The 1,418-nt window shown below is 44.8% G+C and carries 1 protein-coding gene; it reads left to right on the top strand.

What is annotated here, in order from left to right:
- Positions 1-15: 15 nt before the first annotated feature.
- Positions 16-1,418: tandem-95 repeat protein (locus B0169_RS19020; RefSeq protein ID WP_158077136.1), on the top strand; the 1,403-nt coding region annotated here is incomplete at its 3' end.

Genomic DNA, 1,418 nt, shown 5'->3' with positions numbered 1-1,418 from the left:
ATTTCAGTGACGCCAGTGTCAGATTTACTTGATGATAATGAAATAGTGACAACGGCAGAAGATACAGCTGTTACCGGCAATGTCTTAGATAATGCCACCAGCACTGATGGTCCGCTCTCAGTAACCAGTTTTACTGTTGCAGGTGTGACTTATACTATTGGCTCAACCGCGGTACTAGCAGAAGGTGAGTTAACCCTCAACGCCGATGGCAGTTACAGCTTTGTTCCGAATGCAAATTACAATGGCCCCGTACCGGTCGTCACCTATACGGTGCTAGATGGTGTCGGTGATGCAACAGATTCAACCTTAACTATTTCAGTGACGCCAGTGTCAGATTTACTTGATGATAATGAAATAGTGACAACGGCAGAAGATACAGCTGTTACCGGCAATGTCTTAGATAATGCGAGTAGCACTGATGGCCCATTGTCGATCACCGAATTCAGTATTGGTGGTGTGACTTATACTATTGGCTCAACCGCGGTATTAGCAGAAGGTGAGTTAACCTTAAATGCTGATGGTAGTTACAGTTTCGTGCCAAATGCAAATTACAACGGCCCCGTACCTGTCGTCACGTATACCGTGGTGGACGGTGTCGGTGATGCAACAGATTCAACCTTAACTATTTCAGTGACGCCAGTGTCAGATTTACTTGATGATAATGAAATAGTGACAACGGCAGAAGATACAGTTGTTACTGGCAATGTCTTAGATAATGCCACCAGCACTGATGATCCATTGTCGATCACCGAATTCAGTATTGGTGGTGTGACTTATACTATTGGCTCAACCGCGGTACTAGCAGAAGGTGAGTTAACCCTTAACGCCGATGGCAGTTACAGCTTTGTACCGAATGCAAATTACAATGGCCCAGTCCCGGTCGTCACCTATACGGTGCTAGATGGTGTCGGTGATGTGACGGATTCGACGTTAACTATTTCAGTGACGCCAGTGTCAGATTTACTTGATGATAATGAAATAGTGACAACGGCAGAAGATACAGCTGTTACTGGCAATGTCTTAGATAATGCCACCAGCACTGATGGTCCATTGTCGATCACCGAATTCAGTATTGGTGGTGTGACTTATACTATTGGCTCAACCGCAGTATTAGCAGAAGGTGAGTTAACCTTAAATGCTGATGGCAGTTACAGTTTCGTGCCGAATGCAAATTACAATGGCCCAGTGCCAGTCGTGACCTATACCGTGATAGACGGTGTTGGTGATGTGACCAATTCGACGTTAACTATTTCAGTCACGCCAGTGTCTGATTTATTTGATGATAATGAAATATTAACAACGGCAGAAGATACTCCGGTTACCGGCAATGTCTTAGATAATGCAAGTAGCACTGATGGCCCATTGTCGATCACCGAATTCAGTATTGGTGGTGTGACTTATACTATTGGCTCAACCGC

Origin of the sequence: Cognaticolwellia aestuarii, from assembly GCF_002000025.1 — a bacterium.
Taxonomy (GTDB): Bacteria; Pseudomonadota; Gammaproteobacteria; order Enterobacterales; family Alteromonadaceae; genus Cognaticolwellia; species Cognaticolwellia aestuarii.
Note: the sequence above shows the minus strand (reverse complement) of the source record. Positions and strands in the feature narration are given on the sequence as shown.